The sequence below is a fragment of the Paracoccus sp. M683 genome, from assembly GCF_007096355.1.
Lineage (GTDB): Bacteria > Pseudomonadota > Alphaproteobacteria > Rhodobacterales > Rhodobacteraceae > Paracoccus.
The window spans coordinates 1-25,296 of record NZ_VKDF01000003.1 but is presented as its reverse complement, the minus strand read 5'-3'; the positions used below and the strand labels follow the sequence as shown (position 1 = coordinate 25,296).

Here is a 25,296-nt window from a genome sequence, read left to right as displayed (position 1 = left end):
GTCAGTCGTCTTTCATGTCCGAGCGCCGAACGGCATGGATCCGGCGCTTGCCGGCCGCAGGATGATCATCCGCGTTTGGGTCAGCGGCAGCGACCTCCACGGCGGCAGGCGCTGCGACGGCAGGCGCCACGGCGGCAGGGCTGGCGGCCGATCCGGGCGTCGGCGCGGGCTTGTCGCCCGGATCGCGCGTCGGCCCCGGCTTTGCCGCTGGCTTCATCGGATCCCATTTCTCGAATTTGTCGGCGGCGCGATCCAGCGCATCCAGCCCAAGGCTTTTCTTCGATGTCAGCGACCTGACCTCGCGGATCGAGTTGCTGGCCTCGTCCAGGCCAGACGATTTCGCCGCATCTTCCATGGCCGAGGTGAATTCTCGCGCCATTGACCGCGCCTTGGCGGTGAAACGCCCAAGCTGTCGAAACAGATGCGGCAGATCCTTGGGGCCGATAACGATCAGCGCCACGATGCCGATCAGCAGAAGCTCGCTCCAGCCGAGATCCATGTTGCTCTGCCGCTCCTGTGGCTCAGACCTTGTCCTTGGTCTCGGCCGGCGTCACGTCGCGGGCCTTTTCACCGGGCAGGTCCCTGGTCTCGTCGGCGGCGGCTTTCTCGACCTCTTCGGTGCCATCCTTGACGCCCTTCTTGAAGGCGGTGATTCCCTTGCCGACCTCGCCCATCAGCGAGCTGATCTTGCCGCGACCAAACAGCACCAGCACAACGACAGCGATAAGAAGAAGGCCGGGAAGGCCGATATTGTTCAGCATTGTCTGCTCCCATACGCGGGCCTTATGCCCGCCTGAGCCAAGGTTCTAGGCGCTCGGGACAGGATTTGCAAAGCCCGAATCCGTGATTGTGACCCAAGGATGCGCGCCGCCGGCACGGCTTGGCAGCCCTGCGGCGGCACGTCATAAGGGGCCATGGATCTGACGCTGTATATCTCGGCCTTCGTGACGCTGTTCGTGGTCATCGACCCGGTCGGGCTGGCGCCGATGTTCGTCGCGCTGACCCGCGACATGAGCCATCACCAGCGCCGGCAGGTGGGTTGGCGGGCGGTGATCGTGGCCTTTGCCCTGCTGACGCTGTTCGGGCTGGCGGGCGAGCAGATCCTGACCGGCATCGGCATTTCGCTGCCCGCCTTTCGCATCGCTGGCGGCATTCTGCTGCTGCTGACCGCCTTTGACATGCTGTTCGAACGCCGGACCGAACGGCGCGAGGGCCAGACCGCGCCCGAGGCCGACGATCCGTCGGTCTTTCCGCTGGCCATGCCGCTGCTGGCCGGGCCGGGGGCGCTGGCGACGATGATCCTGCTGGCGGGCGATGGCGATGGCTGGGGCCATGTCGCGGCGATCCATCTGATGATGGCGGCCGTGCTGGCCATCGCGCTGGTGCTGTTCGAACTGGCCAGCAGTATCGCGCGGGTTCTGGGGCGAACCGGCATCATGGTGCTGACGCGCCTGTTCGGGATGCTGCTGGCGGCCTTGTCGGTACAGTTCATCATCGACGGGCTGAAGGGATCGGGGTTGGTGTGATGGGTGATCTATTGCCGGATGACTGGGCCAGCCTGATCTATTACGGCCTGCTGATCCTGTTCATCGGTGGCGCCCTGCTGGTGGAGTTTTCCGGCCGGGCGGGTCAGGCCCTGCGCATGGCCGCGCTTTGGGCGATCATCTTTGCCGGTGCGATCTTTCTGGCCGGGATGTGGCAGGACTGGAATGCCCCGCGCCAGATGGTCAGCGAGGATGGCACGCGAATCGAGGTGCCCATGGATTCCAGCGGTCACTTCCTGCTGACCGCCGAGGCGAATGGCGAGACCCTGCGCCTTGTCTTTGACACCGGGGCCAGCTCCATCGCCCTGTCGCCCGACGACGCCCGCCGTATCGGGATCGACCCCGATGATCTGGCCTATGTCGGGCTGGCCGAGACGGCCAATGGAACGGTCGAAACCGCGCCCGTCACCATCAACCGCTTTGTGCTGGGCGATTTCGTCGACGAGAATGTTCCTGCCGTGGTGATCCGCGCCGATATTCGGGGATCATTGCTGGGCATGTCCTATCTGCGCCGCTTTGCCCGCGTCGGATTCGAGGGCGATCTGCTGGTTCTCGAACGCTGATGTGATCTCCAGGAAGCCTCGACAACAGACCGAAAATCAACGCTTTCTTTCCCATCCACCGCCCTGTTCCGACCAGTATTCCGCAGTGACGCCCGCGCAGGTCAGGCTGCGCCACTGATCGCGGGCGCGGTCGGTTGCCGTGGGATCGTTGCCATCGAACAGGATACAGGCGCGTTGCAGCCCCTCGCATTCGCTCGGCGCGATCTCGGCACCGTCCAGCGCCAATAGACAAGCGGGCGCATTGGTCGCCGCCTGCCCGGCCACTGTCAGCAGCACGGGCTGGCGTGCATCATGGGGGCCACCGGCCATGCCATGCGGCAGGAAACCGTCATCCTGCCACAGCCGTTCATCCAGCCGCGACAGGCGGTCGCGATCCACGCCGCGCAACTCGACCCGCCAGCCCGCCTGCAACGATTTGCCGATCAGAATCGGCAAAAGCGCCTCGGCCGGGCTGCGGGTCAGGTGATAGAACAGCGCGTTGCCCAAATCAGCCCTTCTCGAATTTGTCGCGGACCAGCCGGTTCAGCGTCATCACGCCCCAGCCCGTCGCCCCTTTCGGCGCCAGATCGGTGGCGGAGGGCGGCAGCGCCACACCGGCAATGTCGATATGCGCCCAAGGCTGATCCTTGCGAATGAACCGTTGCAGGAACTGCGCCGCCGTAATCGAGCCCGCCGGGCGCCCGCCAGTATTCTTGATATCGGCCAGCCGCGACTTGATCAGCTTGTCATAGCCGGGCCCCAAGGGCAGCCGCCATGCGCCCTCGCCCTCGGCCCCGGCGGCTTTCAGCACATCGCCCGCAAGCGCGTCGTCATTGGCGAAAACGCCGGCATTGTCGTGACCAAGCGCGATGATCACCGCGCCGGTCAGGGTGGCAAGGTCGATGACGGCGGCCGGTTCGAACCGCTGCTGTGCATACCACAGCACATCGGCCAGCACCAAACGCCCCTCGGCATCGGTGTTGATCACCTCGATCGTGTCGCCCTTCATGGATTTCACGATATCGCCGGGACGCTGCGCGCGGCCATCGGGCATGTTCTCGACCAGCCCGACCAGACCGACGACATTGGCCTTGGCCCGGCGCAGCGCCAGCGTGCGCATCACGCCCGCCACCACGCCCGCGCCGCCCATGTCCATGGTCATCTCCTCCATCCCCGCGGCCGGTTTGATCGAGATGCCGCCGGTGTCAAAGACGACGCCCTTGCCGACCAGCGCCAGCGGCGCATCGCCCTTCTTGCCGCCGTTCCACTGCATGACCACGACTTTCGAGGGCGACTCGCTGCCCTGCCCCACGCCCAGCAGCGCGCGCATGCCCAGCTTTTCCAGCTCTGGCTCGTCCAGAACCTCGACGGTCAGGCCCAATTCCTCCATCGCCTTCAGCCGGTCGGCGAAATCACTGGTGGTCAGGATATTGGCGGGCTCATTGACCAGATCGCGGGTGAAGAACACGCCCTCGGCCACGGCAGCGCCGTCCTTGGCGGCCTTGGCCAGTGCCTCTGGGTCCTTGGCCATGAAGGTCACGCGCGGCTTTTCAGCCGCCGATGCGGCGGTTTCACCGCCATCATCGGACGACTCGGTGTGATAGATCGAGAAGTCATAGCCCCGCAGCGCCAGCCCAAGCGCGACATCGCCTGCCTGCTTGTGATTGCCGGCGACAACCAGCGTGTGCACCTTGCCCAGCCTGGCGCCGATGGCGGCGCCGGCCTTGCGGGCCTGTTGAACGGTCGAGCGCGCAGGCAGCGCGACCAGCTGGATCGCCTCGGCTTCGATGCCGGCGGGATAGGACAATTCCAGCGCCTGCCCCGGCTTCAGCTTCTGCCCCTCGGCCGATTCCATGGCCCGGCGCACGGCATCGCGGGTCGATTTCGGCAGGCCCAGCTTGGGCGCGACGCCGGGGCTGACCAGAACGGCGATCCGGCCCTGATGGGCGGCAAGCTGTTCGGTGGCAATCGGGGTGAACTGGATCTCGACGGGGTGGGTCATGCCTGGTCCTCACTTTATGGTTGCGCAAAAGCCTATCGCCACCGCAGCCCCTTGGCCAGAGCCGCCCTTGCGGCTAATCATGAACAACCCTCGGCGCTGCAAGGATCCCATGCCCCGTATCGACCGTTATATCCTGTCGCAGATGCTGACACTGTTCGGTTTTTTCGCACTGGTTCTGGTGTCGGTCTATTGGATCAACCGCGCCGTCAGCCTGTTCGAACAGCTGATGAGCGATGGCCAGACCGCGCTGGTCGTGCTGGAATTCACGGCGCTGACTCTGCCGCTGGTCATCTCGGTCGTGCTGCCGGTGGCAGGCTTTGCGGCCACCGCATATGGCACGAACCGCATGGCCAACGAATCCGAGATGGTGGCGATGCAGGCCGCCGGCCTGTCGCCCTGGCGGCTGGCCCGACCGGTGCTGATCTTCGGGGTTTTCATCGGCGCGATGGTGGCGGTGCTGGTGCATGGGCTGGTCCCCGCGGCGCGCACCCAGCTGGCCGACCGTCAGGCCGAGATCGCCGAAAACGTCACCGCCCAATTCCTGCGCCCCGGCGTTTTCCAATACCCGTCGGACGGGCTGACCGTCTTTATCGGCGCCATCGCCGGCGACGGCCGGCTTCAGGACGTCTTTCTGGAAGATGCCCGCGACCCGGCCCGCCGGGTGTCCTACACGGCGGAAGAGGCGCTGATCGTGCGCGGCGAGTCGGGGCCGGTTCTGGTGATGCTGCAAGGCATGGTCCAGACCCTGCGATCGGGGGCCGAGACCCCGCAGCTGGACGTCACCCGGTTTCAGGAACTCAGCTATGACATCGGCGCGATGATCGCAGTGCGCAGCGCGCGCGGTCGCGATCTGCGCGATTACAGCACGCGGCGACTTTTGAACCCCGATGCCACATTGCTGGCCGATACCGGCGCCACCCCCGAGCGCGCCCGCGTCGAGGCGCACGAACGCATCGCCCAACCGTTGCTGTCGCCCATCGCCGCCATGATCGGCTTTGCGACGCTGCTGATCGGCGGCTATTCGCGCTTTGGCGTCTGGCGGCAGGTGGTCTGGGCGATTGTCGGGCTGATCGGGGTGCAGTTTCTGACGAACGCGGCCTCGAACCAGGCGGCATCCGATCCGTCGCGATGGCCGCTGCTGTATGTGCCGGCACTGGCGGGAACGGCGCTGTGCCTTTTGCTGCTGTGGCTGGCCGCCCGCCCACGTTGTCCAAAACCGGCGCGCACACCGCCCGCGCCTGCGGCAGAGGCCCGGCCATGACCCTGTCCTTCTATATCGCGCGCCGGTTTCTGCGGGGCCTGCTGCTGATCGGCGGGGTTTTCGCGCTGATCCTGTTCCTGATCGAGATGATCGAGATGATCCGCCGCTTTTCCGACAATGGCATCGGACTGACCGGCGCGGCCGGTCTGGCGGGGCTGAACATCGCTGGCAGCTTCTATGGCATCCTGCCGCTGATCACGGTGCTGGCCGGAATCGCTTTGTTTCTGGGCCTTGCCCGCACCTCGGAAATGGTGGCCATCCGCGCCTCGGGCCGGTCTGCGCTGAAGACGCTGATCGCGCCGGTGCTGACGGCCATCGCGGTCGGCGCGCTGGCGGTGGGGCTGCTGAACCCCTTCGTGGCGGCGACCGGCAAGCGTTTCGACACGGCGGCGGCGAATATCGAACGCGGAGGCAGCCAGACCGTCAGCCTTGGCGACAGCGCCGTCTGGTTGCGGCAGGGCTTTACCGTCGATGGCGAGGATGGTGGCCAGCTGATGATCCGCGCCAGCCGCGCCAGCCCGGACGCCGCCACGCTTTACGATGCCAGTTTCACCATTTTCGCCCCCGGCGCCGGCCCGACCCGCCGGATCGAGGCGCGCGAGGCTGTTCTGGCCCCCGGCGAATGGCATCTGAGCGGGGTCAAGGACTATCCCCTGACCGAGGCCAACCCCGAGGCCGCCGCCCGCCTGTCCGACAGCCTGAACCTGCCTTCGGATCTGACCGCGCAGCGCATCCGCGAGGGGTTCGGCCGGCCCGATGCGGTGCCGGTCTGGCAATTGCCTGCCTTTATCGCCGGGCTGGAGCGGGCCGGTTTTTCGGCCAGCCGGCATCGGACCTGGTTCCAGATGGAACTGGCCCGGCCTTTCCTGATGGCGGCGATGGTGGTGATCGCGGCGGGCTTCACCATGCGCCATGTGCGTGGCCGAAATACCGGTGTTGCGGTTCTTCTGGCCTTCGCCGCAGGGATCGGGGTGTTCTTTTTGCGCAATCTGGCGCAGGTTCTGGGCGATAACGGGCAGGTCGCGCCATGGATCGCGGCATGGGCGCCGCCGGCGGTGGCGGCGCTGCTGGGTCTGGCGCTGGTCCTGCAACGGGAGGACGGATGAAAACGGGGTTCGCATTCGCGGCGGTCAAGGCCCGTCGCGCGGCGCTGGCCGGTGCTGCGGGCATGGCGCTGGCCACCGCACTGCCGCTGTCCTTGCAGGCCCAGGATACCGGCAATCTGGCCGGCGGCCCGGCATTGGCGCCGACCGCGACCATGCTGGATTTCAACGCCATGAGCGATGGCACCCTGGCCTCGGCCGCACCGGAAACGGCTGATCCGGTTGCCAATGTCACACTGAATGACGCGGCTACGACGTCCGGCACCACAGCCGAGGATGCCGCGACCGTGCTGGCCGACAATATCGTGTTGCAGGGCGACCGGACGCTGATTGCGGCGGGCGGGGTCGTGATCTGGTATCAGGGGTCGCGGCTGGTTGCCTCGCGGTTGGTGGTCGACGGGGCCTCGGGCGATCTGACCATCGAAGGGCCGATCCACCTGACGGAACCGGGAAAGGCCGGCACCGAACAGGAGGCCACGCTGATCGCCGACAGCGCCCAGCTGGATCGCAAGTTGCAGGACGGCATCATCCGCGGCGCGCGGCTGGTCATCGCCCGTGAATTGCAGCTGGCCGCCAATGAATTGCAGCGCACGGGCGGCGGGCGCATGACGCGGCTGACCCATGTGGTCGCCTCGTCCTGCCAGGTCTGCGCGGAAAACCCGGTGCCGCTGTGGGAAATCCGCGCCCGCAGCATCACCCATGATGCCGAAAAGCGCGAGCTGACGCTGGAAAACCCGCAGCTGCGCGCCTTTGGCCTGCCCGTTGGCGGCCTGCCCTTTACCATTACCGCGCCCGATCCGACCGTGGACCGCCGCTCCGGATTTCTGCGGCCGCAGCTGCGCACGACCTCGGGGCTGGGTTTCGGCATCAAGGTTCCCTATTTCATCACCCTCGGCCGCAGCGCCGACCTGACGCTGACGCCCTATCTGTCGGCCAGCCGCACCACCACGCTTGAGGCGCGCTATCGCCAGGCCTTCAGCAATGGCGCCCTGCAACTGGAAGGCGCGATCAGCCGCGACGATCTGGTGCCGGGCGACACGCGCGGATATCTGTTCGGGGCGGCGCGGTTCGAGCTGCCGCGCGGCTATCGCCTGGGGATACAGGTGCAGACCGCGTCCGACCGGGCCTATCTGCTGGATTACGACATCACCGATGCCGACCGACTGTGGAGCGGCGTGACCCTGGAACGGGTGCGGCGCGACAAGTTCGTGGCCGCCCGCGTCGGCAATTACGAATCGCTGCGCGAGGACGAGGATGACGCCTTTTCGCCGGCGCAGGTGGCCGATGCCATCTGGATGCGACGGATCACGCCGGGGCTGATCGGCGGCGAGGCGCTGCTGGAATGGTCGCTGCATGCCCATCGCCGGCCTTCGGATCAGGATGTCGTTGGCCGCGACATGGCGCGTGCCTCGGTCGGGTTGGACTGGCGCCGCAGCCAGATCCTGCCGGGCGGTTTCGTCGCCGCCGGGCTGGTCGGGGTTCAGGCCGATTTTTACCGGATCGCGCAGGACAGCGGCTATGACGATTACGAAAGCCGCATCACCCCCAGCATCGGCGCGGAACTTCGCTGGCCGCTGATGGCCCATTCGGCCGGCGCCACCCATATCGTCGAGCCGGTGGTGCAGCTGCTGTATTCGCCAAACGGCGACGATGACGACATCATCCCGAACGAGGACAGCCGCCTGATCGAGTTCGACGAGGGCAATCTGTTCGATGCCAACCGCTTTCCGGGCTGGGACGCGCAGGAAACCGGGCTGCGGGCAAATGTCGGCGTCAGCTGGACCCGGCTGGACCCGACCGGCTGGTCTGTGGGGCTGACCGCAGGCCGGGTCTTCCGCAAGGATGCGGTGCAGGCCTTTGGCCCCGATTCGCCGCTGACCGGGCGCCGCTCGGATTGGCTGGTGGCGGCGCATTATTCCGCCCCCAACGGTCTGGCCGTCGCCAATCGCGCGCTGTTTGACGACGACTTCAATTTTTCGCGAAACGAATTGCGGCTTGGGTGGCTGCGGCCCGATCTTCAGGTTTCGGCCGGCTATCTTTGGATCGACCGCGATCGCAGCGAAAGCCGCCGCATCGACGCCTCTGAATTGACCGGAACCGTTGGCTGGCAGATCGCGCCGGGCCTGTGGGGCGTGGCCGAAACCCGCTATGATTTCGTGGCCGACCGCGCCCAGAATGCCGAGTTGGGGCTGACCTATCGCAACGAATGCGTAACCATCGACATGGGCCTGCAACGGCGTTTTTCGGCATCCGATACCCAGAACGCACAGACCGATTTCGACCTGTCAGTGCGGCTTGGTGGTTTCGGCCGACAGAAAGACGGCCCCGGCACGGTGGCGCGGCGATCCTGCATGCGCTAGTGTCCGGGCAAGAACGACGAATTAGAGGCATATGATGCGGCAGTTTCTTTCCGGCCTGACCCTTGCGGCGATCCTGATGACGGCCGCGCCCGCAATGGCGCAGAACCCTTTCGAGGCGGTCGTCTATGTCAACGGCTCGGCCGTCACCCGATACGAGATCGACCAGCGCATCCGCTTCATGCAGCTGCTGAACGCGCCCGGCGCCTCGCCCGAGGCCGCGGAAAAAGCGCTGATCGAGGACCGGCTGCGGATGCAGGCGGCGCGCAATCTGGGTATCACCGTCAGCGAAGAGGCGCTGGATGCCGGCCTGTCCGAATTCGCAGGCCGCGCCAATCTGGATACGCTGTCCTTCATCGACGCGCTTGGTCAGGCCGGGGTCGAACGCCAGGTCTTTCGCGATTTCGTCGAGGCCGGTGTTGCCTGGCGTGACGTGATCCGCCAGCAGATCCTGCCCGGCGTTCAGGTGCGCGATCCCGAAATCGACCAGGCCCTGAAACGCGAGATCGAAACCCCGATCGTGACCCGCGTGCTGGTCTCGGAACTGATCATCCCCGCCCCCGAAGGCCAGGAAGAGGCTGCCATGGCCGCCGCCCGGCAGGTCATCGCCAGCGTCACCGACGAGGCCAGCTTTGCCTCGGCCGCGCGGCGGCTGTCGGCCACGCCCTCGGCCCCGCGTGGCGGGCGTCTGGACTGGATGAATGTCGAGAACATGCCGCCCTCGCTGCGGCCGATCCTGCTGGCCCTGCGGCCGGGTCAGGTGACGCAGCCGCTGACAGTGCCCGGCGCGGTCGTGCTGTTCTTCCTGCGCGACACCCAGGGCACGCTGCGCCCAGGTGCCAGCGAACAGGTGCTGGATTATGCCACGCTGCGCGTGCCTACGGCGCAGGACGCGGCCAATATCGTGGCCCGTGTCGATACCTGCGCCGATCTGGAAGCGCAGGGCCGCGGCAACACCCTGCGTCAAAGCCAGTCCCAAAACGCGATTCCGGCGCTGCTGGCCACGCAGCTTGCCTCGCTGGATGCCGATGAAACGGCGATGATCAATATGGGCGGGGCGGTCGATGTCCTGATGCTGTGCTCGCGCCAGCCGGCCCTGCTGGCCGCCGCGCAGGCCGATATCCCCGTCACCGCCGAGGAACCCGACGGGGTCGAGGCCGCCGTGCCCGATCCCAACGCGCTGCCCGACCGGCAGGTCGTGCGCGAGGCGCTGTTGAACCAGAAGATCAACGCCATGGCCAATGCCTATCTGGCCGAGCTTTACGCCGACGCCGTCATCCGGCGCCCCTGATTACAGATGAGCGGGCGCGTCATCCTGACCTGCGGCGAGCCGGCCGGCATCGGACCCGAACTGGCCCCGCTGGCGCTGGATTCGGGCGTCGACTTCGTCTGGATGGGCGATCCGCGCCATTTGCCAGCCGGCACTGACTGGGCAGAGATCGCGACCGCCGACACGCGGGCTGCGCCGGGTAAACTGCCGGTGCTGCGCCATGATTTCGCCGCCCCCACGCTGCCCGGCCGCCCCGATCCCGCCAATGCGACCGGCGTGATCGAGGTGATCGCGCGCGCCGTCGATCTGGTGATGCAAGGCAAGGCCGCCGCCATTTGCACCCTGCCCATCAACAAGCAGGCGCTGAAGGAAGGCGCGGGATTCGCTTTTCCCGGCCATACCGAATATCTGGCCCATCTGGCCGGCAATCTGCCCGTCGCGATGATGCTGGCCTCGACCACGGTGACGCCACCCTGCCGGGTGGTGCCGGCAACGATCCATATCCCGCTGTCGCAGGTCCCCACCACCCTGACACCTGACGCTTTGGAACAGGCCATCCGCATCACCCATGCCGCACTGATCCGCGATTTTGGCATCCCGACCCCGCGCATCGCCGTGGCCGGGCTGAACCCCCATGCGGGCGAAGGCGGAACCATGGGCCGCGAGGAACGGGACTGGATGCGCCCGCTGCTGGACCGGCTGCGCGCCGAGGGGATGGCCCTGACCGGCCCGCTGCCCGCCGACACGATGTTCCACGCCCCGGCCCGCGCGACCTATGACGCGGCCATCTGCGCCTATCACGATCAGGCGCTGATCCCGATCAAGACGCTGGATTTCGCCGGCGGTGTCAATGTCACGCTTGGCCTGCCCTTCATCCGCACCTCACCCGACCACGGCACCGCCTTCGACATTGCCGGCCAGGGTCGCGCCGACCCCGCCTCGACCATCGCCGCCCTGCGCATGGCCCGCGACATGGCATCAAAGCGCGGCGCATGATGTTTCTTTCTCGTCCAAATACCCATCCGGCGCGGCGGCCATGAGCACGATCGACGGCCTGCCCCCGCTACGTGATGTCATCACCCGGCACGAGCTTCGGGCGAAGAAGCAACTGGGCCAGAACTTTCTTCTGGACCTGAACCTGACGGCCAAGATCGCCCGTCAGGCCGGTGACCTGTCCGGCACCGATGTGCTGGAAATCGGCCCCGGCCCTGGCGGCCTGACCCGTGGCCTGCTGGCCGAAGGCGCCCGTCATGTGCTGGCCATCGAAAAGGACGCGCGCGCCCTTCCCGCGCTGGCCGAAATCGCCGAGGCCTATCCGGGCCGGCTGACCGTCATCCATGGTGACGCGCTTGAGATCGACCCGCTGGCGCATTTGACGCCGCCGATCCGCATCGCCGCCAACCTGCCCTATAACGTGGGCACGGAACTGCTGATCCGCTGGCTGACGCCGCCGGCCTGGCCGCCCTTCTGGCAATCGCTGACGCTGATGTTCCAGAAAGAGGTGGCCGAGCGTATCGTCGCCAAACCCGGCGGCAAGGCCTATGGCCGGCTGGCCCTGCTGGCGCAATGGCGCGCGGATGCGCGGATCGTTATGACCCTGCCGCCCGAGGCCTTCGTGCCCGCGCCCAAAGTCCATTCGGCAGTGGTGCAACTGACCGCCCTGCCCCAGCCCCGCTTTCCCGCTGATCCGGCGGTCCTGTCACGGGTCTCCGCCGCGGCCTTCAATCAGCGCCGCAAGATGCTGCGCGCGTCGCTGCGTGGCCTGCACCCGGATATTGAAACGCTGCTGGAAAGCGCCGGCATCCCGCCCACAGCCCGCGCCGAGGAAATCGACCTGGAACGTTTCTGCGCCCTGGCCCGCCTGCTGGCCACGGCACAGGGCGACTGACGCAGCAAAACCCAGCTTTATGGCGACCCGGCGACCCGGCGCCCCGGTCAAGACTGGTGGAATGATCGACAGGGTCCAGCTTTAGGGTCCAGCTTTCGGCACCATTGCCGGCATTCCCATCCTAGCGTCGCCATGCCGGACCCAACGTACCGATCCTGCCGGGAAAAATCAGGACATCCACATAGAAAAACGCGCCGCATCATCGCGGCCCGTCCCCGGTTTTCTGACCAAAGCCTGTCCGGCCCTCAGGATTGCTCGGCAGGATCGGCCGCAGCCGCGCCGGAATCAGGCTTCGGATCGGCCTTGCGCCGGCCGCGACCGGCATTGCTGCGGGGGGTCGCGGCCGCCTGCCCCTCGGTGCGCGGGGTCCGCGCACGCTTGGGCTTCGGCTTGGGCTGGCTTTCGGGCGTTTCAACCAATTCGCTGTCAGTGCCTTCGGCATCATCGGCCAGCACATCCGGCAATCCGCCCTGCTGGGGCGGCACCTCGGCCCGAGGCGCGCGCGCCGGCCGACCCTGATGACGTTCGGCCTCGGCCGGCTGCCCGGTATCGCCGTCCTGCACCTGCGCCTGCTGATCATGGCGAATCTGCCCGGCCTGCGGCTGATTTTGCTGCTGATTTTGCGGCGGGTGCTGAGGCTGAGGCTGGCCCTGATCCTGGCCACCCCGGCCAAAGCCGTCGCGGTCGTCATCGCCATTCTGACGATAATTGCCCTGATGCTGATTTTGCTGGTTCTGCGCCTGCCGCTCGGCCTGCTCACGCTGAGCCTCGCCCAGCATGCGGGTGTAATGCTCGGCATGTTGCAGAAAGCTCTGCTCGGCCACCCGGTCATTGGACAGCTGCGCGTCACGCGCCAGCGTCAGATATTTGTCGATGATCTGCTGCGGGGTGCCGCGCACCTTGCCCTCGGGGCCCGAGGAATCAAAGACCCGGTTAACGATGTTACCCAGCGTACGCTGGCGGTTCGACTTGTTGCGCGAACGGGATTTGGATGATCTCATCTGTCTGTCAGTCAGTCCAGTTGTCCGTCTGGAAATGGTGGGGGTCGTCCGACCGCATCTGTATCACTGCTTGCCCGAACCGGGCGGGGGGAAATTCCCCATTTCAGCATTGCGTCATGTCAGGCTGACCCGTGCGTTGGCGCGCCGCGCCCCCGTCACAAAACCGACTAAACATGCTGCCACCCCTGATACAAGGGCAAAGTGCACAAATTCTTGCCGAACACCCGGTTTTTGGCGCTATTTCGCCGGAAATCGCACCAGAACGACGCGATTTCGCCCATCAAGATCTGTCAAAACCCGCACCTCGCCCCCCGCATCGACGAAGATCCTGCCCACATCCTCGGCCTGAGCCGCACCAATCTCGACCAGCACATGCCCCCCCGGCGTCAGATGGGCCGCGGCCCCTGCCGCAATCACGCGATAGGCCGACAGCCCGTCAGCCCCGTCGGTCAGGGCCAGATGGGGTTCCCAATCGCGCACCTCGGGGGCCAGCCCGGCCATCTCGGCCAGCGCGATATAAGGCGGGTTAGACAGAATCAGGTCGAAACGCCCCTCGACCCCATCAAACCAGTCCGCCTGCTGAAACCTGGCCTCGACGCCAATTCGCCGGGCGTTGCCCCGTGCCACCTCCAGCGCGGCAGCCGAAATATCGGTGCCCAGACCTTCGGCGCCCGACCGTTCCGCCAAAAGCGAAATCAGGATCGCGCCGGTTCCCGTCCCCATATCCAGCAGGCTGTTCCAGGGCAGCGCCAATGCCGCCTCGATCAGTGTTTCGGTGTCAGGTCGCGGGTCCAGCGTATCGCGCGTGACGTGGAAGTCATGCTTCCAGAAGGCTCGACGCCCGATGATCTGGCTGACCGGCTGACGCGCGGCACGGGCAGCGATGGCGGCCCCAAAGCGGGCCTGCTGCCCGGTATCGGGACTGTCCCCGGCCGACAGTCGGAACCGGCCTGCCCCCCCCAGAACATGATCGGCAAGCCGCTGCGCATCGCGTTCGGCGCCCTCGATCCCAACCTCGCGCAGAACGGCCACAGCCCGGCCCAGCAACTCGGCCCAGGTCATTCCTGCTGGGCCAGCCGCGCGGCCTGATCATGGGCGATCAATGCGTCGATCATCTCGGTCAGATCCCCCTGGATGATCCGGTCCAACGCATAAAGCGTCAGGTTGATGCGGTGATCGGTCATCCGGCCCTGGGGAAAATTATAGGTGCGGATACGTTCACTACGATCGCCGCTGCCCACCTGGCTTTTGCGATCGGCGGCGCGTTCGGCATCCGCGCGCATCCGCTCGGCATCATACAGCCGCGCACGAAGGACCGCCATGGCATTGGCCCGGTTCTGATGCTGCGATTTTTCCGAGCTGGTCACGACAATCCCGGTCGGCAGATGGGTGATCCGCACCGCCGAATCGGTGGTGTTCACATGCTGACCGCCAGCGCCGCTGGCGCGCATCGTGTCGATGCGGATGTCGCTGGCAGGAATGTCGATATCAACCCCTTCGGCCTCTGGCAGCACGGCCACGGTCGCAGCGCTGGTATGGATACGCCCGCCGCTTTCCGTCTCCGGCACCCGTTGGACCCGATGCACGCCCGATTCATATTTCAGCCGGGCAAAGACGCCCTCGCCTTCGATCCGGGCCACGGCCTCTTTCACCCCGCCCAACTCGGTCTCGGTCAGATCCAGCAGCTGAAAACTCCAGCCCTGCGCTTCGGCATAGCGGCGATACATCGCCAGCAGATCACCCGCAAACAGCGCCGCCTCGTCGCCGCCGGTGCCGGGACGGATCTCGACGATGGCCGGGCGGGCGTCAGCCGCGTCCTTCGGCAACAACGCGATCCGCAGGCGCTGCTCCAATTCGGGAAGCTCGGCGGTCAGGCGAGCGATCTCATCCTCGGCCAGCTCGCGCATCTCGGGATCGGCACGCATGGCCTCGGCCTCGGCCAGCCCGTCACGCGCCCCGCGCCATAAGGCAATTTCATCGACCACCGGCTTCAACTCGGCATATTCGCGGCTGATGCTGGCGATCCGGTCCGGCGCGGCGCCGGCATTCAGCTGCGCTTCGAGAAACTCGAAACGCTGGGTGATCTGGGCAAGGCGGTCTTCTGGCAACATGGTTTGGCCTTACCCTCGCCGATGCGGGGCGACAAGACGCAAGCGCCCCTCGCTTTGATGCAAATATCCTCGGGGGGTCCGGGGGGCAGACAGCCCCCCCGGCCATCGCGGGACGCAAACCCGGCCCGGGACTAACCGCCGCGCCGCGTCCAGCCGTAAAGCGCGATCAGTTCCATCGCGACATGGGCAGCCGCAATGGCCGTCGCCCCGGTCGTGTCATAAGGAGGAGAGACCTCGACCACATCGCCGCCGATCAGGTCCAGCCCCGCCAATCCGCGCAGCAGCGCCGCTGCATGCCAGGATGCCAGCCCGCCCCAGACCGGCGTGCCCGTGCCCGGCGCGAAGGCCGGGTCAAGCGCGTCGATGTCAAAGGTGATATAGACTGGGCGTTCACCCACCACCTGCCGGATACGCGCCAGCGTGGCGGCGACGCCATCCTGGTGAACCGAAGGGGCGTCAAGGATGGTCACGCCCAATGTGTCGGGATTTTCGGTGCGAATGCCCACCGACACGCTGGCCCCGGGATCGACAACTCCCTCACGGATCGCCTTGTAGAGAAAGGTGCCATGGTCGATCCGGTCGGGGTCGTCATCCACCCATGTGTCAGAATGGGCGTCGAACTGGATCAGTGCCACAGGCCCGCGCCGCGCCGCCACCGCACGCAGGATCGGCAGGGTGATGAAATGATCGCCGCCAAGCGTGACCGGTGCTGCGCCGGCATCGAGGATGGCGCCCAGATGCGCCTCGATCCGGGCCGGCACTTCGCGGGTATTGGCATAGTCAAAGGCCATGTCGCCATAATCGACAATATTAAGCAGGGCCAGTGGATCATAACCCCAGCCATAGGGCGGATCATAGGGTTGCAGGGTCGATGCCTCGCGGATGGCGCGGGGGCCAAAGCGGGTGCCGGGCCGGTGGGTCACGGCCTGATCGAAGGGAATGCCGGTCACGGCCAGATCCACCCCCTTCAGATCCTTGCTGTATCGCCGCCGCAGAAAGCTGGTAGCACCGCCAAAGGCGTTCTCGAAGGACAGCCCGCGCGGATCGTTGCGGGTAAAGGCCTGATCGACCTGATTTTTTGCATCTTCCAGCGACATGTTCCCTCCGTTGCCGGCTGCAAACCGGCGCAGGACGGATTGTGGCGCGCGGCGCGTCCCTATGCAATGAAACACCGCAAGATGGGGCTGCCGCCCCGCCCGGCCTGTTCAGGCCGGTCCCCCCGCGGATATTTGGACACGGCTGATGGGGGGGGCGGACACTAAAATCCCGCTGCGTGGCAGGCATGGTCAACCAAGCGCCCGAATCGCCTTGCAATCGCAGCGATCGCCGCTATAAGTCCGCATCCTTCCGCATATTGCGAAACCGGCGCAGCCTCTCGTGGCGGGGCGCGGAAGGGTTGACCCGCCGTTGAAGCGCGCCCGAGACGAGAAAGGATCTGCCCATGCCGCTGTACGAGCATGTGCTGATCGCCCGCCAGGACCTGTCGAATACGCAGGCCGAAGGGCTGATCGAACATTTCTCGACCGTGCTGGCCGATAATGGCGGCAAGGTCATCGAGAACGAATATTGGGGTGTCCGCACCCTCGCCTACAAGATCAACAAGAACCGCAAGGGGCATTACGCCTATCTGCGCACCGACGCGCCCTCGGCCGCCGTGCAGGAGATGGAGCGTCTGGCCCGTCTGCATGACGATGTGATGCGGGTGATGACCGTGCGCGTCGATGAGCACGAGGAAGGCCCCTCGGTGCAGATGCAGAAGCGTGACGAGCGTGGCGACCGCGGTGATCGTGGCGACCGCGGTGATCGCGGCGACCGTGGCGGTGAACGCCGCGAACGTCGCGAGCGCAGCTAAGGAGATCTGAGACAATGGCGAACAAACCGTTTTTCCGCCGTCGCAAGGTCGATCCGTTCGGTGGCGAGAATGCCCCCAAGATCGACTATAAAGACACCCGGACCCTGCAGCGTTACATCAGCGAACGCGGCAAGATCGTGCCGTCGCGCATCACCGCCGTTTCGGCCAAGAACCAGCGCAAGCTGGCCCAGGCCATCAAGCGCGCGCGGTTCCTTGCGCTGCTGCCCTACGCCGTGAAGTAAGGAGGAAGACCGATGCAAGTCATCCTGCTGGAACGTGTGGCCAAGCTGGGCCAGATGGGCGAAGTCGTGAAGGTGAAAGAGGGCTATGCCCGCAACTACCTTCTGCCGCAGGGCAAGGCGCTGCGCGCCAGCCAGGCGAACATCGACGCCTTCGAGGCCCGCAAGGTCGATCTTCAGGCCCGCAACGCCGAATCGCGCGCCGATGCCGAAAAGATCGCCGCCACTCTGGACGGCCTGAAATTCGTCGTGATCCGCTCGGCTTCCGATGCCGGGGCGCTTTATGGTTCGGTTACGCCGCGCGATGTTGAAACCGTCGCGGCTGATGCCGGCCACCAGATCGACCGCAAACAGGTCGTGCTGGGCAGCCCGATCAAGGAACTGGGCCTGCATGACGTCACCGTCGTGCTGCACCCCGAGGTCGAGGCCACGGTTACGCTGAACATCGCCCGCTCGACCGAAGAGGCCGAGTTGCAGGCGCAAGGCAAGTCGATTCAGGAACTGGCCGCCGAAGCCGATGCCGAGGCAGAGTTCGAGATCGCCGAGCTGTTCGACGAAATCGGTGCGGCCAATGACGATCAGGACGGCGACGACCGCTGATTCTGCCGGGCCTCTTTCCGGCGGCCCACTGATCTTTCGCCGCGTCGAGAAATCGGCGCGGCGTTTTCTTTAAATGACTTGAAGCTGTCTTATGTTCAGGGCGAGGACAATGAATTTGACCTGCCGCCTTGCCCATGAAACAGCATGGGAAAGGCCAATCGAGGGGACCGATGATGAGTGACGCGCTGAGCCGGATGCTGGCGGAACGCGATTGGCTGCTGGCCGACGGGGCCACGGGCACCAACCTGTTCAACATGGGTCTGTCGGCGGGCGAGCCGCCGGAGCTGTGGAACGTGGATCAGCCCGAGAAGATCCGGGCGCTGTACAAGGGCGCAGTCGATGCCGGTTCGGATCTGTTCCTGACCAACAGTTTCGGCGGCAATGCCAGCCGGCTGAAGCTGCATAACGCGCAGCATCGCGTGCGCGAGCTGAACCGCGTCGCCGCCGAACTGGGCCGCGAGATTGCCGATGCTTCGGGTCGCGCGGTCATTGTGGCGGGCAGCATGGGCCCCACCGGCGAGATCATGGCGCCGATGGGCAGCCTGACCCATAACGCCGCCGTCGAGATGTTCCACGAACAGGCCGAGGGGCTGAAGGAGGGCGGCGCGGACGTGCTGTGGGTCGAGACAATCAGTGCGCCTGAGGAATATCGCGCCGCCGCCGAAGCCGCCGATCTGGCCGGCATGCCCTGGGTCGGCACCATGAGCTTTGACACCGCCGGGCGAACGATGATGGGCCTGACCTCGGCCGCCATGTCGGCGATGGTCGAGAAGCTGCCCAATGCGCCCGTGGCCTATGGCGCCAATTGCGGCGTCGGCGCCTCGGATCTGTTGCGCACCGTGATGGGCTTTGTCGCCTCGGGCAGTGAACGCCCCATCGTGGCCAAGGGCAATGCCGGCATCCCCCGGTTCGAGCATGGTCATATCCATTATGACGGCACGCCCGAATTGATGGGCGAATATGCCGTGCTGGCGCGGGACCTGGGCGTCAAGATCATCGGCGGCTGCTGTGGCACCATGCCCGATCACCTGCGCGCCATGCGCGAGGCCTTGGAAACCCGCCCGCGTGGCGAGCGTCCGACGCTGGAACAGGTTGCCGAGAAGCTGGGCGGCTTCAGCTCGGCCAGCGACGGGACCGACGATTCCGGTCCCGCCCGCGAGCGGCGCAACCGCCGGCGTGGCTGATCAGCGCCGGGGCGCATCGGGCCATCTGCCTGCGCGCCCCTTCGCGACTGACCTCAGCCGCTGGTTGTCTGGGTGATCTTGCGGGTCAGCGCGCGAACGCGGGCCAGCTCCATCTCGGCTGCGGCAACGGCGTCTTCGATCTGCGCGGCCAGCGACAGGACCTCGCCCTTGGTGGCCAGCAGTTCATCCAGCTCGACAATGGCATCGCTTAGCGTGGGCGAGATTTCGGTGCCGCCACCGGCCTCGGCCACACCGATCCGGCGAAAACGATAGACCCGCGTTTCCGGCAGGAAAGAGCCGGGCCTGCGCCGGTATTTGATGCGCAGAATATCCTCGTCATTGGCATCCTGGAAATAGTCGTAGGAACTGATCTCGCCGGGGCTGGTGATCCCCATCTGGGTCAGAGTCGGATACATGGACGATCCTCCTGTCGATTCTGCCGCATTTCGCCCGTTGACGTTAGCGGTAGCAGACAGACCGATCAAGATGGCACAAGGACGTCAGAACAGGCTTAGTTGATCGCCCTGCCGGGGCGGTGGGGCAAAGCGGCTGCAATCCAGCATCGGCGGCCGGTCGGCATAGCCCAGCTTGCCACGGGCCAGATGAAAGCGCTGGCGCATCAGATCGGCCTCGATCCCCTGCCCGCGCATCCGCTGGCCAAAACGAGGGTCGTTGTCGCGGCCGCCACGCATGGCCTGGATGCGGTTCATGATATGGGCGGCCTTGCCGGGGTGATGCCGGTCCAGCCAGTCGCGAAACAGGGGCGCGACCTCATTCGGCAGGCGGATGGGGATCATGCTGGCGGTGGTGGCGCCGGCCTCGCGGGCGGCGGTCAGAATCGCCTCGATTTCCGGCTCGTTCAGCACCGGGATGACGGGTGCGACCATGACCCGGACCGGAACGCCCGCACGCGACAATTCACGAATCATCCGCAGGCGGGTTTGCGGCGCAGGGGCACGCGGTTCCATCTGGCGCGACAACGCAGGGTCCAGCGTCGTCAGCGACACACCAACGGCCGCCATGTATTTCGCCGCCAGTTCCGCCCACAGGTCCAGATCCCGCAGCACTGTCTGACCGCGCGTCACCAGCATGACCGGGTGGTTCCAGTCACGCAGCACCCGCAGGATGCCCGGCATGATCGACAGCTTGGATTCGGCCGGTTGATAGGGATCGGTATTGGTGCCCATGGCGATCGGCGCGACCTGATAGCCGCGCCGCCCGATTTCCCGTTCCAGCAGGCTGGCGGCATCGGGCTTGGCGGTTATCTTCGTCTCGAAATCCAGCCCCGGCGACAGGCCAAGATAGGCGTGGCTGGGCCGCGCGAAACAATAGATGCAGCCATGTTCGCAACCCCGATAGGGATTGATCGAGCGGTCAAAGGCAATATCGGGGCTGTTGTTACGGGTGATGATGCTGCGAGGCTGTTCGGTGGTGATCTGGGTGCGCAGCAGCTGCTCGTCCTCGGGGATGTCCCAGCCATCGGCCTCGCGCTCGGACCGCAGCCGGTCGAACCGCGGCGCGGGGCGCGTATCGGCGCCACGGGCGCGCAGGCGTTCATCGGGGTTTCGGGGCGGCAGCATGGGTGCATGCTAGAACATTAAGGGAACATTGACCATAGATTTGCCACATGCGTCGCCCGAATGCGTGGCAATGTCGGAATCTGGCTATTCAAAATGACAAAACCCGTCCAAAGGGCGGGAAAGACCAAGTGGAGTCCGCATCATGGCTGACGAAGACGATATCATCCTGTCCGAGCTGAACGACGACGATCTCGTCCAGCAGATGATGGACGACCTGTATGACGGTCTGAAAGAAGAGATCGAGGAAGGCGTCAACATCCTGCTGGAACGCGGCTGGACGCCCTATGACGTGCTGACCAAGGCACTGGTCGCCGGCATGACCATCGTTGGCCACGATTTCCGCGACGGCATCCTGTTCGTCCCCGAGGTGCTGCTGGCCGCCAATGCGATGAAGGGCGGCATGGCCATCCTGAAGCCGCTTCTGGCTGAAACCGGCGCGCCGCGCATGGGCAAGATGGTGATCGGCACGGTCAAGGGCGACATCCACGACATCGGCAAGAACCTTGTCTCGATGATGATGGAGGGCGCGGGCTTCGAGGTCGTCGATCTGGGCATCAACAATGCCGTCGAGAAATACCTTGAAGCCGCCGCGCGGGAAGAGGCCGACATCATCGGCATGTCCGCCCTGCTGACGACGACCATGCCCTATATGAAGGTCGTGATCGACACGATGAAGGAACAGGGCATCCGCGACGATTATATCGTGCTGGTCGGCGGCGCACCCCTGAACGAGGAATTCGGCCGCGCCATCGGCGCCGACGCCTATTGCCGCGATGCTGCCGTGGCCGTCGAAACCGCCAAGGATTTCATCAAGCGCAAGCATAACCTGCTGGCCAGCGGCGCCTGATCAGCGATCCAGTTCCGCAACCGCTCGGGCGGCCGCAGTTTCTGCGTGCCGCCTGTTTGCTGTTGGGCCGGTCGATTTTCGTTCGGATAGCGCCTGTAACGGCAGCCGGCCGCCCTTCCTAGCCGCTGGTCAGATGTCGCAGCCCATGGGTCACATCGGCCCTGACAGCCAGACGCAGCGCCGGTTCGTCCCCGGCGCGCAGCGCGGCCAGGATCATGCGGTGGTGGCGCGGTGGCTCGTTGCGCTTTACCCGCCCATACAGCGCCCGCATCGTCGGCCCCAGCTGCAACCAGATGGTTTCCAGCATGGCCAGCATCAGCGGCGCCTGCGCGCGCAGATACAGCGTGCGGTGGAAATCCAGATTGTTGCGGATATAGCCGATCGCGTCATGCCGCTCGACCGCATCGGCGATCTGCCCATTCATCCGCGCCAGCCGGTCGATCAGGGCGAAATGCGCGCGCGGAAGGGCGCGGGCCGCCAGTTCCGGCTCGATCAGGGCGCGCAGGGCGGCCAGTTCCTCGATCCGCTCATCGGTCAGCTCGGGGGTCGACATCCGCCCCGAGGCCGACAGCGTCAGCGCACCTTCCGCCACCAGACGCCGCACCGCCTCGCGCACGGGGGTCATCGAGATGTGATGTTCCGCCGCAAGACCGCGCAGGGTCAGCGACTGGCCGGGCGGCAATTCACCCAGCATGATCTGGCTGCGCAGCTGGCGATACAGCCGCTCATGCGCGGCCGTCTCGGCACCCGGCGCGCGGTGGTGGGAATCCGTGATCGTATCCATGGATCGCTTGTGATCACAAAATCCTGTCAGGTCAATCGCGGAATCGCCAGGCCAGCAACCCATCGCCATGTTGACGCAGCCAGGCCCGGCGTGGGGCGTAATCCGGCATCAGCCGGGCCACCGCCGCCCAGAAACGCGGCGAATGGTCCATATGGGCCAGATGCGCGACCTCATGCGCCGCGACGTAATCCAGCACCTCATGCGGGGCCATGGCCAGCCGCCAGGAAAACATCAGCCGGCCATCGCTGGTGCAGCTGCCCCACCGCGAGCGGGTGTCGCGCAGGGCGATCGCACTGAACGACCGGCCGACCGCGGCGGCATGGCGGGTGCAGCTGTGCAGCAATGCCTGTTGCGCGCGGTGCTTCAGAAAGGCTTGCACAACCGGCCCCGCAGCGCGGCCCTGCGGCACCAGCAGGGCACCGTCCTCGACCCGGACCGCGCGAACAGCCGCCGCCGTGATCACCAGCCCCTGCCCCATCACCGGCAGCACCGCACCATGCGCGACCAGCTGCGCCGCGGGCATTCGCGCCCGCGCCTGCCGCAGCCAGTCGGCCTTTGATTCGGCAAAGGCCCGACCCTCGGCCTCGGGGATGCGCGAGGGAAGCGTCAGCACCACCTCGCCACCGTGCCGGGCCACCCGCAACGTCATCCGCCGCGCCCGCGCCGAGCGGCGCAGCATCACCGGTATTCCGTCGCTGGTGGTAAAGCTGGCACTCACAGTCCAAAATCCTGTCAGAAAAGCCTTTGACACCCCTCTTGCACTGTGGCAGGGGAACGCCGATTTATGCGAATTCCCTAATCGCGGCTGAAGGAGATTACCATGCCCAAAGAGGAATGGGGCACGAAACGCCTGTGTCCGCATTGCGCGACGCGCTTCTATGATCTGAAGAACGACCCGATGACCTGCCCGGCCTGCGGTGCGACCTTCACGGTCGAAAACCTGACAGATGGCCGCTCGCGCAATCTGTCGGCTGAAAAGTCGTCAAAGATCACTGACGATCAGGATGATGTCATCGATTCGGATGACGATCTTGATGACGATGACAGCGGCGATCTGGATGATGATCTGCTGGATGAGGACGACGACGATGACGCCGTCTCGCTGGACGACATCGCCGATGTCTCGGACGAGAACGAGGACTGATCCGCGCGGTCCGCTGCCCGAGCCGGCAAGCTGCCAAGGAAAGACAGCGCCGGTCCCCAGGGTGACACATACCGGATTTCGGGACCTGATGAAGCCGCAACAAGAAATTGTTGCGGCTTTGTTTCTTGCAGCGCCGCAGGGGCGGATCGGCAACGATAGCCGATGAACCACACGGCATCGGAAGGCTTGGATACCCGGCGGGCAGCAGCGTCCCGATCAGCCGGCCAGCCGCATTGGCCGTGCCTTAAAGACCGGCACCGTCAGACCGCCCCATCCCATATCCGCAACGCCTGATCCCGACGCGAAAAGGGTTCGTCGCACCTCAAGCCCACCCTTTCGCGACAATGCCAGTCTGCGTCCTCGTCACCCCGGTCATGGCGGCGTGTCTATTAGCCGACCGGGCACTGCCGCCTTGCGCGGCGGCTTGCAGGCCCGGACTTCGACCCATCCCTTGCATCGGAATTTCCCGGATAGCGCGGCCCGCTTTTTCGCGTCGATCCCGGCTTGATTTGAGGACTGACATATTCTGCATCACATCACGAATTTTCCGCTTGCACCCCAGGTCCACCCCCCCTATACGACCCTCCACACGCCGGGCAGAAATGCCTGCGTGAGACCTCCGGTGGGGCCATAGCTCAGTTGGTAGAGCGCTTGAATGGCATTCAAGAGGTCAGGGGTTCGACTCCCCTTGGCTCCACCAAATTATCCAAACAGTATTTTATAAATATATAAAATTCAATATGTTACCAATTGATCGACCATGAAGCCGTAGCATTTTGCTACATTTTTTGCTACAAAACGTGCTGCATCCGCGCGCCATAGGAGCGGTGACAACACCAGCGGAATCGCCTCTGATTATGAGGCCGGCGGGTCCTGCGCCGGCGTCCCATTGGCGAACCGTGCCAAGGTCAAGATTGATTATGTGGAACTGGCACCGCTGACGTCTGAAAAGGCATCGTCTAATCAATATGGCAATAAAATGCGTCATGAGGGGCTAAACAGATGCCCCCGTCCATGCTCGCCGCCGACACTTGTCGACAACTGAGAGAGACTCAACCTGTGGTCTGAACTTAAGGTTATCCATAAGGTCAGCATCTTAGCCGACTTCAACCCGCAGTATCAGGCGGCCCTCGTCGGACGGATATCCCTCGGCACGCTTCAGCCGCTTGACGATCTGGGATGCGTCATGTGTTGGGCATGATCTTTCATTCAGAAAACAATATCCCCCCAGAGGGATGCAGCAAGCGGGATCGCGCAGCAAACGCGGCGAGAGACAGGCAGAGCGTGACGGCACCATTGCCCGACAGGATGGTCCGGCGTGACGCTGGCCCGCCAGGGACCAAGACCTCGGCCGCGCGCGGGACAGGGTGAACGGCGCGGATCTGCCATGCCTCATCCTCATGCCCATCCGGCAATTATGGAGGGAAGGCACAACCGCACCGATGCGCCGGTCTGCTGCTTCTGCGGACGGGCGGCGCCTATGCCCAGATGATCGCGCCGTGACCCTAGCCGCGCGGGGCGAACAGGATCACACCCGCCCCGGCCAGCACAAGAACGGCCCCGCCCAGATCCCAACGATCCGGCCGGGCGCCCTCGACCGCCCAGAGCCAGACCAGCGAGGCCGCGACATAAACCCCGCCATAGGCTGCATAGGCCCGCCCCGCGAGGTCCGAAGGCGCCAGCGTCAGCAACCAGGCAAAGGCCGTCAGACTGGCAAGTCCAGGCAACAGCCACAACGCCGAGGCGCCCAACTGCGGCGCGACAAACAGGATGAGATTCCGCGTCAATCAGGATGAGACTCTGCGGCGGGTGTGTGTCGGAGGGAGGGCGTAGCCCGACCGGAGGCACACACCCGCCGCTTCGCCCTGTTCCGGGGTCTGTGATCGCGGTCGGCCCGCTACACTGGTGGTTTCCAGGAAGGGAGACCCACCTTTGTGCCGGGGCGCCATGTAACCGATCATCAGATGAGACTTTTCATGAAGTTGAG

At 65.4% G+C, this 25,296-nt stretch carries 27 protein-coding genes and 1 tRNA gene; 15 read left to right on the top strand and 13 right to left on the bottom strand.

The window, feature by feature from the left end; genetic code table 11:
• Nucleotide 1: 1 nt before the first annotated feature.
• Together tatB and FNJ84_RS04930 are read right to left on the bottom strand one after the other, a co-directional pair.
• Entirely contained in the window at nt 2–499 is a 498-nt protein-coding gene (gene tatB / locus FNJ84_RS04935) for a Sec-independent protein translocase protein TatB (protein WP_143791913.1), read from the bottom strand.
• A 22-nt stretch (nt 500–521) separates the two neighbouring features.
• Nucleotides 522–761 (bottom strand): twin-arginine translocase TatA/TatE family subunit, encoded by a 240-nt coding sequence (locus tag FNJ84_RS04930; protein ID WP_143791912.1) that lies wholly within the window; start codon nt 759–761, stop codon nt 522–524.
• A gap of 153 nt (nt 762–914) precedes the next feature.
• On the opposite strand from FNJ84_RS04930, the gene FNJ84_RS04925 reads away from it, so the two are divergent.
• Complete coding sequence (locus FNJ84_RS04925) at nt 915–1,526, top strand: MarC family protein (RefSeq protein ID WP_143791911.1); 612 nt, start codon at nt 915–917, stop codon at nt 1,524–1,526.
• The gene (locus FNJ84_RS04920) at nt 1,526–2,107 is read left to right on the top strand and encodes a TIGR02281 family clan AA aspartic protease (RefSeq protein WP_143791910.1); all 582 of its coding nucleotides are present in this window, start codon (nt 1,526–1,528) and stop codon (nt 2,105–2,107) included. The genes FNJ84_RS04925 and FNJ84_RS04920 overlap by 1 nt, the downstream gene beginning before the upstream one ends.
• Nucleotides 2,108–2,143: 36 nt before the next feature.
• Here FNJ84_RS04920 and FNJ84_RS04915 read toward each other — a convergent pair whose 3' ends face one another.
• Together FNJ84_RS04915 and FNJ84_RS04910 are read right to left on the bottom strand one after the other, a co-directional pair.
• Nucleotides 2,144–2,593 (bottom strand): DNA polymerase III subunit chi, encoded by a 450-nt coding sequence (locus FNJ84_RS04915; protein WP_143791909.1) that lies wholly within the window; start codon nt 2,591–2,593, stop codon nt 2,144–2,146.
• Between the two features lies 1 nt (nt 2,594).
• Nucleotides 2,595–4,088 (bottom strand): leucyl aminopeptidase, encoded by a 1,494-nt coding sequence (locus FNJ84_RS04910; RefSeq protein WP_143791908.1) that lies wholly within the window; start codon nt 4,086–4,088, stop codon nt 2,595–2,597.
• A gap of 109 nt (nt 4,089–4,197) precedes the next feature.
• Between FNJ84_RS04910 and lptF the strand changes: the two genes are divergently transcribed.
• Genes lptF through rsmA form a run of 6 tightly spaced genes read left to right on the top strand, consistent with a single transcriptional unit; the run spans nt 4,198 to nt 11,967 of the window.
• Nucleotides 4,198–5,349 (top strand): LPS export ABC transporter permease LptF, encoded by a 1,152-nt coding sequence (gene lptF, locus FNJ84_RS04905; RefSeq protein WP_143791907.1) that lies wholly within the window; start codon nt 4,198–4,200, stop codon nt 5,347–5,349.
• Nucleotides 5,346–6,455 (top strand): LPS export ABC transporter permease LptG, encoded by a 1,110-nt coding sequence (gene lptG, locus FNJ84_RS04900; RefSeq protein WP_143791906.1) that lies wholly within the window; start codon nt 5,346–5,348, stop codon nt 6,453–6,455. The genes lptF and lptG overlap by 4 nt, the downstream gene beginning before the upstream one ends.
• A complete protein-coding gene (locus tag FNJ84_RS04895) occupies nt 6,452–8,812 on the top strand; it encodes an LPS-assembly protein LptD (RefSeq protein WP_143791905.1) in 2,361 nt (786 codons plus the stop codon). Before lptG ends, FNJ84_RS04895 begins: the two co-directional genes overlap by 4 nt.
• Before the next feature lie 34 nt (nt 8,813–8,846).
• Nucleotides 8,847–10,100, top strand: coding sequence for a peptidylprolyl isomerase (locus FNJ84_RS04890; RefSeq protein ID WP_143791904.1), 1,254 nt, complete (start codon nt 8,847–8,849; stop codon nt 10,098–10,100).
• A gap of 6 nt (nt 10,101–10,106) precedes the next feature.
• The gene (gene pdxA / locus FNJ84_RS04885) at nt 10,107–11,075 is read left to right on the top strand and encodes a 4-hydroxythreonine-4-phosphate dehydrogenase PdxA (protein ID WP_143791903.1); all 969 of its coding nucleotides are present in this window, start codon (nt 10,107–10,109) and stop codon (nt 11,073–11,075) included.
• Between the two features lie 40 nt (nt 11,076–11,115).
• The gene (rsmA, locus tag FNJ84_RS04880; RefSeq protein ID WP_143791902.1) at nt 11,116–11,967 is read left to right on the top strand and encodes a 16S rRNA (adenine(1518)-N(6)/adenine(1519)-N(6))-dimethyltransferase RsmA; all 852 of its coding nucleotides are present in this window, start codon (nt 11,116–11,118) and stop codon (nt 11,965–11,967) included.
• A 245-nt stretch (nt 11,968–12,212) separates the two neighbouring features.
• Here the strand turns inward: rsmA and FNJ84_RS04875 are convergent, their stop codons facing one another.
• The 4 genes from FNJ84_RS04875 to speB form a co-directional block, all read right to left on the bottom strand.
• Nucleotides 12,213–12,968, bottom strand: a complete 756-nt coding sequence (locus FNJ84_RS04875) for a DUF4167 domain-containing protein (RefSeq protein ID WP_143791901.1) — start codon at nt 12,966–12,968, stop codon at nt 12,213–12,215.
• A 237-nt stretch (nt 12,969–13,205) separates the two neighbouring features.
• On the bottom strand, nt 13,206–14,030 hold the full coding sequence (gene prmC / locus FNJ84_RS04870; protein ID WP_143791900.1) for a peptide chain release factor N(5)-glutamine methyltransferase: 825 nt from the start codon (nt 14,028–14,030) through the stop codon (nt 13,206–13,208).
• Complete coding sequence (prfA, locus tag FNJ84_RS04865) at nt 14,027–15,079, bottom strand: peptide chain release factor 1 (protein ID WP_143791899.1); 1,053 nt, start codon at nt 15,077–15,079, stop codon at nt 14,027–14,029. The genes prmC and prfA overlap by 4 nt, the downstream gene beginning before the upstream one ends.
• Before the next feature lie 131 nt (nt 15,080–15,210).
• On the bottom strand, nt 15,211–16,176 hold the full coding sequence (gene speB / locus FNJ84_RS04860) for an agmatinase (protein WP_143791898.1): 966 nt from the start codon (nt 16,174–16,176) through the stop codon (nt 15,211–15,213).
• A 344-nt stretch (nt 16,177–16,520) separates the two neighbouring features.
• On the opposite strand from speB, the gene rpsF reads away from it, so the two are divergent.
• From rpsF to bmt, 4 genes are all read left to right on the top strand, one after another.
• Nucleotides 16,521–16,931: a 30S ribosomal protein S6 gene (gene rpsF / locus FNJ84_RS04855; protein ID WP_143791897.1), complete on the top strand. Its 411-nt coding sequence runs from the start codon at nt 16,521–16,523 to the stop codon at nt 16,929–16,931.
• Between the two features lie 14 nt (nt 16,932–16,945).
• Complete coding sequence (gene rpsR / locus FNJ84_RS04850; protein ID WP_101751034.1) at nt 16,946–17,173, top strand: 30S ribosomal protein S18; 228 nt, start codon at nt 16,946–16,948, stop codon at nt 17,171–17,173.
• Between the two features lie 12 nt (nt 17,174–17,185).
• Nucleotides 17,186–17,770, top strand: a complete 585-nt coding sequence (gene rplI / locus FNJ84_RS04845; RefSeq protein WP_143791896.1) for a 50S ribosomal protein L9 — start codon at nt 17,186–17,188, stop codon at nt 17,768–17,770.
• A gap of 173 nt (nt 17,771–17,943) precedes the next feature.
• Nucleotides 17,944–18,954, top strand: coding sequence for a betaine--homocysteine S-methyltransferase (bmt, locus tag FNJ84_RS04840; protein ID WP_143791895.1), 1,011 nt, complete (start codon nt 17,944–17,946; stop codon nt 18,952–18,954).
• 53 nt (nt 18,955–19,007) lie between these two features.
• Here the strand turns inward: bmt and FNJ84_RS04835 are convergent, their stop codons facing one another.
• A complete protein-coding gene (locus FNJ84_RS04835) occupies nt 19,008–19,370 on the bottom strand; it encodes a DUF3461 family protein (protein WP_143791894.1) in 363 nt (120 codons plus the stop codon).
• An 84-nt stretch (nt 19,371–19,454) separates the two neighbouring features.
• On the bottom strand, nt 19,455–20,534 hold the full coding sequence (locus FNJ84_RS04830; RefSeq protein WP_143791893.1) for a PA0069 family radical SAM protein: 1,080 nt from the start codon (nt 20,532–20,534) through the stop codon (nt 19,455–19,457).
• 142 nt (nt 20,535–20,676) lie between these two features.
• Between FNJ84_RS04830 and FNJ84_RS04825 the strand changes: the two genes are divergently transcribed.
• A complete protein-coding gene (locus FNJ84_RS04825; protein WP_143791892.1) occupies nt 20,677–21,381 on the top strand; it encodes a B12-binding domain-containing protein in 705 nt (234 codons plus the stop codon).
• A 118-nt stretch (nt 21,382–21,499) separates the two neighbouring features.
• On the opposite strand, the gene FNJ84_RS04820 is transcribed toward FNJ84_RS04825, so the two are convergent.
• Both FNJ84_RS04820 and FNJ84_RS04815 read right to left on the bottom strand, forming a co-directional pair.
• The gene (locus FNJ84_RS04820) at nt 21,500–22,165 is read right to left on the bottom strand and encodes a GntR family transcriptional regulator (protein WP_143791891.1); all 666 of its coding nucleotides are present in this window, start codon (nt 22,163–22,165) and stop codon (nt 21,500–21,502) included.
• A gap of 31 nt (nt 22,166–22,196) precedes the next feature.
• The gene (locus FNJ84_RS04815; RefSeq protein ID WP_370454579.1) at nt 22,197–22,883 is read right to left on the bottom strand and encodes a M48 family metallopeptidase; all 687 of its coding nucleotides are present in this window, start codon (nt 22,881–22,883) and stop codon (nt 22,197–22,199) included.
• A 102-nt stretch (nt 22,884–22,985) separates the two neighbouring features.
• On the opposite strand from FNJ84_RS04815, the gene FNJ84_RS04810 reads away from it, so the two are divergent.
• Both FNJ84_RS04810 and FNJ84_RS04805 read left to right on the top strand, forming a co-directional pair.
• Nucleotides 22,986–23,309 (top strand): TIGR02300 family protein, encoded by a 324-nt coding sequence (locus FNJ84_RS04810; protein ID WP_143791890.1) that lies wholly within the window; start codon nt 22,986–22,988, stop codon nt 23,307–23,309.
• A 624-nt stretch (nt 23,310–23,933) separates the two neighbouring features.
• A tRNA-Ala gene (locus FNJ84_RS04805) sits at nt 23,934–24,009 on the top strand.
• Nucleotides 24,010–24,814: 805 nt separating this feature from the next.
• Here the strand turns inward: FNJ84_RS04805 and FNJ84_RS04800 are convergent.
• Complete coding sequence (locus tag FNJ84_RS04800; protein WP_143791889.1) at nt 24,815–25,096, bottom strand: YnfA family protein; 282 nt, start codon at nt 25,094–25,096, stop codon at nt 24,815–24,817.
• Nucleotides 25,097–25,296: the final 200 nt, after the last annotated feature.